This window comes from Myxococcales bacterium, assembly GCA_016720545.1.
Lineage (GTDB): Bacteria > Myxococcota_A > Polyangia > Polyangiales > Polyangiaceae > JAAFHV01.
In genome coordinates this window covers 488,206-494,615 of the sequence record JADKKK010000004.1, presented here as the reverse complement: position 1 = coordinate 494,615, position 6,410 = coordinate 488,206, and the positions used below count along the sequence as shown (strand labels likewise).

At 75.2% G+C, this 6,410-nt stretch carries 1 protein-coding gene and 1 pseudogene; one reads left to right on the top strand and one right to left on the bottom strand.

From position 1 onward, the window contains the following. Positions 1-115: 115 nt before the first annotated feature. Positions 116-544: a hypothetical protein gene (locus tag IPQ09_11785; GenBank protein ID MBL0194885.1), complete on the top strand. Its 429-nt coding sequence runs from the start codon at positions 116-118 to the stop codon at positions 542-544. Between the two features lie 482 nt (positions 545-1,026). Here the strand turns inward: IPQ09_11785 and uvrA are convergent. Continuing rightward, a pseudogene (gene uvrA, locus IPQ09_11780) lies at positions 1,027-6,376 on the bottom strand (excinuclease ABC subunit UvrA). Between the last annotated feature and the right edge of the window lie 34 nt (positions 6,377-6,410).

Sequence of the window (6,410 nt, the reverse complement as noted above, 5' to 3'; positions counted from 1 at the left end):
GTGCGCGCGTGACGCGATCGCCGGGCGGTTCACGGCCTCGGGCGCCGAAGTGCTGGCGCGGCTCGGCGGGGAGCCCGCGATCTCACGACGGCGGTGGCCGAGCGGGGGTGCGGCCTTGCAATACGGGTTCTTTCCAGGGTTGCAGCACTGGCTCCAGGCCGAGGGACGAAACGCCGCGGCGCTCCCGACAGGCCACCACCCCGAGCAGCGGGCGTGGGCCGCGCTCGCCCCAGCGAACATCGAGAGGGCCCGACCGCCAGGCACCCTCAGGCCCGCGATCACGAGCGTGCCGGGCGTCGAGGCCGCGGTCGTCCGCGCGCCCAAGGGCACGGCGCTCGTGCTCTTCAACTGGACGGGCGCCCCGCTCCCGCGCGGCGTCACGATCACGCTCTACGACCCGCGGCCCTTCACGATCGCCGTGCGCGACGAGCAGACCCCGGTCGCGTTTCGCCCGGTGCGCGGAGGGGTGGAGCTCACCGTGCCTCTCGACAAGGTCGAGGTCGTCCGCCTTTGCCGGGAGCAGGGCGTCCGCGACTGCCGCTAGAGTCGTCCGTCGTCCTCGCGTCCCTGTCCCCCGTCGCTCCGCCTCTAGGGCCTTCGGCGTTTATCAATGACATTGATCATGCGGGGTTTGACGAACGACCCGCGAGAGCGCATCGTCAACCGGTGAAGAAGCGCCCCTCTCCCCTCCCGCCGGGCAACAAGCTCTCGCTGCGCGCTCCGGCCGCTGTCACGCTGGCCGCCGCGACCGTCGCCCTCGCTGTGGCGTGCAGTGACACGCCCGCCCCGGCCACCGACGGCGGCGCCGCGCCCCAGCCGGCGCCCCAGCCGGCGCCGCAACCCCCGCGCCGCAGCCCCCGCCCCCGCAGCCGGACGCGCAGCCTCCGCAGCAGCCTCCACCGCAGCCTCCGCCGCGCGACGCCTCGGTCGACGCCCCAGCCGACGCGATCCCCGATCGCATTGCGCCGCAGCCTCCGCCGCAGCCTCCGCCGCAGCCTCCGCCGCAGCCTCCGCCCGCCTGATCGACTAAGGGGTCGCGGTCTTCGCGCGGAGGAGCGCCGCTGGCGGCCCCTCGAACACGACCTCTCCCCCGCCCTCGCCCGCCTCCGGGCCGAGCTCGACCACCCAGTCGGCCGCGCGGATCACGTCCGGGTGGTGCTCGATCACGACCAGCGTGTCGCCTCGCTCGACCAGACGATCGAGGCTGGCGACGAGGCGCGCCACGTCGCTCACGTGGAGGCCCGTCGTGGGCTCGTCGAGAACGTAGAGCGTCGGCGCGTGGCCCGCGCCCGCGGTGAGCTCGGCGGCGAGCTTGAGCCGCTGCGCCTCGCCGCCGGAGAGGGTGTTCGAGCCTTGGCCTACTCGCAGGTACCCCACGCCGAGCTCCTCGAGGGTGGCGAGCGGGCGGGTGATCTTCCGGAAGGCCGAGAAATGCGCCGCGGCCTCCGCCGCCGAGAGGCGCAGGACGTCACCGGCCGAGAGCTCCTTGTATTTTACATCGAGCGTCGCGGGCTCGAAGCGGAGGCCCGCGCACGTCTCGCAGGGGCTCACCACGTCGGGCAAGAACGACATCTCGTGCACGATCGAGCCCTGCCCCTCGCAGGCCGCGCAGCGCCCGCCCGAGGCCGAGTTGAACGAGAAGCGCCCCGCGGTGAAGCCGCGCGCCTTCGCCTCGGGGAGCGACGCGAACAGGCGACGCACCTCGTCCCCACACGCCGAGGAACGTGGCCGGCACCGAGCGCGGCGTGCGCCCGATGGGCGCCTGGTCGACCGCGACGGCGCGCGTGATCCCGCCGAGGCCGACCAGCTTGTCGTGCGCGCCGGGCGGCGCCGCCACGAGGCCCAGCGCCGCGCGGACCGCCGGGTAGAAGACCCGCGACACGAGGGTGGACTTCCCCGAGCCGCTCACGCCGGCGACCACAGTGAGGCGGCCCTGCGGCACGCGGAACGTGACGTTCTTCAGGTTGTGCTCGCGCGCGCCGCGGAGCTCGACGAAGGCGCGGGGGCCGGGCGCGGGGCGCGGCTCACGCCCGCGCTGGAGCTCGGCGCGCAGCGCCACGCCGGTGGGCGACTCGGGCGACGCGAGGACATCGCGCGCCCGGCCCGACGCGACGACGCGGCCGCCGTGCTCGCCGCCGCCAGGCCCGAGGTCGAGCAGGTGATCGGCCGCGCGGATCACGTCGGCGTCGTGCTCCACGACGAGCACCGTGGACCCCGTGTCGACGAGCTTGCGGAGGTTCGTGAGGAGCTTCGCCGTGTCGCGCGGGTGGAGCCCGATGGTCGGCTCGTCGAGCACGTAGAGCGCGCCCGTGAGTCCGCTCCCGAGCTGCGCGGAGAGGCGCAGGCGCTGCATCTCGCCGCCCGAGAGCGACGTGGCGGCGCGGCCGAGCGCGAGATACCCGAGCCCCACCTCGGACGCGAAGCCGAGGCGGCGTAGCAGCTCCCCCCGCGACGCGTCGCCCAGGGCCGCGCGGCGGCCTTGGAACGACCACGCCGACACCGCCGCCAGCGCCGCGTCGACGCTGCGCGCCGAGAGCTCGGGGTACGTCTCGCCGAAGATGCGCACGCGACGGGGCACCGGCGCGAGCCTCGTGCCCTCGCAGGCCCTGCACGGCCGGGGTCGCGTGCCCGCTGCGGTCGCGGCCTCCACCGCGGCGGCCCCTCCCGAGACGCCGGTGCCCTCGCACGTGGGGCACTGGCCCTGCCGCGTGTTGAACGAGAACCAGCGCGGGTCGAGCTCCGGCACCCCCTCGCCACACGCCGGGCAGGTGCGCGACGTCGACAGGTGCGCCTCGTCGTTCCGGGGCTTGGCGGTCGGCTTCCCGGCCGCGACGCGGAGCGCGCCGTTGCCCAGCGCGAGCGCCCGGTCGAACGCCTCACGCGGGAACGCGCTCGCGCGCCCAAAATGCACGATGAGGTCGATCGTGTGCTCGCGGCTCTTGTCGAGCGCCGGCGGCGGCTCGGTCGCGACGATCGCGCCGTCCACGCGGGCCGCCATGACCCCCGCGCGCCGCGCCTGCACGAACACCTCGCGGTGGAGCCCCTTCCGCGCGGCGACCGCGGGCGCATACACGGTGATCTCGGGGCGCGCGTCGGCCGCGAGGGCGGCGAGCAGCTCGTCGGCCGTGCGCGCGTCGACGAGGGCGTCGCAGCGCGGACAGTGCACGTCGCCCACCTTCGCGTAGAGGAGCCGGAGGTAGTGCGCTATCTCGGTCACCGTGGCGACCGTGGAGCTCGCCCCGCCGCGGGTCGTGCGCTGCTCGAGCGCGATCGAGGGGGGCACCCCGAGCACCGCGTCGACGTCCGCGCGCGGCAGCGTGGGCAGGAACTGGCGCGCGTACGGCGTCAGGGTCTCCATGAACCGCCGCTGCCCCTCGGCGAAGATCACGTCGAAGGCCAGCGACGACTTGCCCGAGCCGCTCGGCCCGGTCACCACGGTGAGGGCGCCGTGGGGAATGCTGCAAGATACATCTTTTAGCGTGTGCTCGCGGGCCGAGACCACGGTGATCTCGCGGGGCGGGGGCGGGCGCGGCCGCTTCGGCGCGGCCGTGGGCGCCTTGCCGCTCCGCCCACGCTTCGGCGCGGCGACCGCGAGCGCCGACGCGAGCGCCAGCCCGGTGCGCGTGCCGCTCCGGGCGACGTCGTCGGGTGATCCCGTCGCCACCACGAAGCCGCCCGTGGGGCCGCCGCCGGGGCCCAGGTCCACCACGTGGTCGCAGGCCCACACGACGTCGAGGTCGTGCTCGACGACCACCACCGTGGCGCCTTCGTCCACGAGCCCGCGGAGGGCCGCGACCACGCGCCCCACGTCCTCGGCGTGGAGGCCCGCGCTCGGCTCGTCGACCACATACAGCGTCCCCCGCTGGGCGCCGCCGCGCTCGACCAAGGCGCGCGCGAGCTTGAGCCGCTGCGCCTCGCCTCCCGACAACGTCGAGAGCGGCTGGCCGAGGGGCAGGTAGCCGAGGCCGACCCGCACGAGCGGCTCGAGGGCCCGCCCGAGCACGTAGTCGCGCGCGCCCGCCCCGTCGGCCTGCTCGAGGAGGGCCTTGGCGTCGGCCACGGGCAGCTCGAGGAGCTCAGAGACGGTGACGCCGACGTGCCGCACCGCGAGCACCTCGGGCCGGAAGCGCTTGCCGCGGCACACGGGGCACAGCAGCGACACGTCGGCCAAAAACTGCATCTCCACGGTCTCGTAGCCCTCGCCCGAACACGCCTCGCAGCGCCCCTTGCCGGCCACGTTGAAGGAGAAATGCGCCGCGGTGAGGCCGAGGCGGCGCGCCTCGGGCTCGGCCGCGAAGCGCTCGCGCACGCGGTCCCACGCCTTCGTGTAGGTGCCCGCGTTTCCGCGCGCGGTGCGCCCGAGCGGCGACTGATCGACGAGGACGGCGCGCGTGAAGGCCTCCGCGCCGCGGAGCTCGACGTGCGCGAGCGGCCGCGGCACCTTCGTGTCGCCGAGCGAGCGCGCGACGGCGCGGTAGAGCACGTCCTCGGCGAGCGTAGACTTCCCCGAGCCGCTCGGCCCGGTGAGCGCCGTCATGAGGCCCAAGGGGACGCGCAGATCGAGGCCCTGGAGGTTGTGCGCGCGCACGCCGGTGATCTCCACGAAGCCGGCCGGACTGTGGGCGGCGCGCGCGCGGCGGGGCGCGGCCCACGCCCGACCGGTGGGCAGGTCGACGCGGCGGGCGAGCTCCGCCGGGGTGCCGTCGAAGAGCAAGCGCCCGCCTTCGCGGCCGCCGCCGGGTCCGAGCTCGACCACGCGATCGGCCGCGCGAACGGCGCCTTCATCGTGCTCCACGAAGAGGACCGTGTTGCCTGCGTCGGCCAGCTTGCGCATGGCGCTCGCGAGCGGCGGAACATCGAGCGCGTGGAGCCCCACGGTTGGCTCGTCGAGCACGAACAGCGCGCCGGTGAGCGACGCCCCGAGGGCGGTCGTGAGGCCCGCGCGCTGCGCCTCACCCCCGGAGAGCGTGCGGGCCTGCCGATCGAGCGCGAGGTACCCGAGGCCCACGTCCTCGAGGTACCCGAGGCGCGACAGCAGCGCGTCGCGCACCCGCGCGCCCTGGGGTGTCACGGGCGCGAGCGCCGTCAGCGTGGCGCGGAGCTCGGCCACGGTGAGCGCGTGGAGCTCGCCCGTCGTGAGCCCCGCCACGCGGTAGGCGCGCGCGGTCGCGTTCAAGCGGGAGCCCCCGCACTCGCGGCACGCCACGTACTCGCGGTACCGCGCGAGGAAGACGCGCACGTGCATCTTGTACGTGCGCGTCTCGAGCCAGGTGAACCACCGCCGCACGCCCGGGAACTTGCCCTCGTCCCAGTGCCCTTCGCCTTCGACGATGAGGGAGCGCTGCGCGTCGGTCAGGGTGCCCCACGGAGCGTCGGCCGGGATCCCCCTTCGCTTGCAGAATGCAAGCATCTCCTTGCGCTCCCAGTCGACCGACTTGCCGGACCACGCCTTCACCGCGCCCTTCGCGATCGAGCGCGACGGATCGGGGAACACCTTGTCCCAGTCGACCTCGATGGTGCGGCCGAACCCGCGGCACGCCCCGCACGCGCCGAGGGGCGAGTTGTACGAGAACAGCGCCGGCCGCGCGGGCTCGAAGGCGCGCGCGCAGCTCGGGCACACGAGGCCGCGGCCCACCTGCACCACCTTCGGTCCCGAGTCGGTCTCGGCCCGCACCTCGGCGCGGCCAGCGCCCCGCTCCCACGCGGCCTCGAGGGCCTGCTGGACGCGGCGCGTGTCCCGGGCGCCGAGCGTCACGCGGTCGGTCACGACGCTCACCTTCACGTCGCGCGCGGTCGCCTCGGAGGGGCGCACCGCGTCGAGATCGCGCACCGCCCCGCCCACCACGAGCCGCCGGTAGCCGTCGGCGGCGAGCGCCTCGCGCAGCGCGAGGAAGGCCTCCGCGTCGGGGATGACCACCGGGTAGCTCACCACCGCGCGGGCCCCCGCGAGCTCGTCAACGAGGCGCCCGGCCGACTCGGCCGCCCGCGACGCCACGGCGAGCACGCCGCAGTCGGGGCACGCGGGGACGGCCTCCGCGCCGAAGAGCGCCGCCACGTAGGGCTCGAGGTCGGCGAGGGTCGCGAGCGTGGAGCGGCTGGATTTCACCGGCGCGCGGCGATCGACCGCGACCGTCGCCGCGATGGGGTCCAGTGAAGTGACCGGCGGGCGCTCGAGGCGCTCGAGGAACTGGCGCGCGTAGGGGCTGAAGCTCTCCACGAACCGCCGCTGCCCCTCCGCGTAGAGCGTGTCGAGCGCGAGCGACGACTTGCCCGCGCCGCTCGGGCCGGTGAGCGCCACGAGCGTGCCAGGAGCGAGCTCGAGGTCGATCTCCTTCAGGTTATGGGTCCGGGCGCCGCGGAGGACGATGGGGAGCATGCGCAGAGACCGATGCCGGAAAGAGGGCATGGAG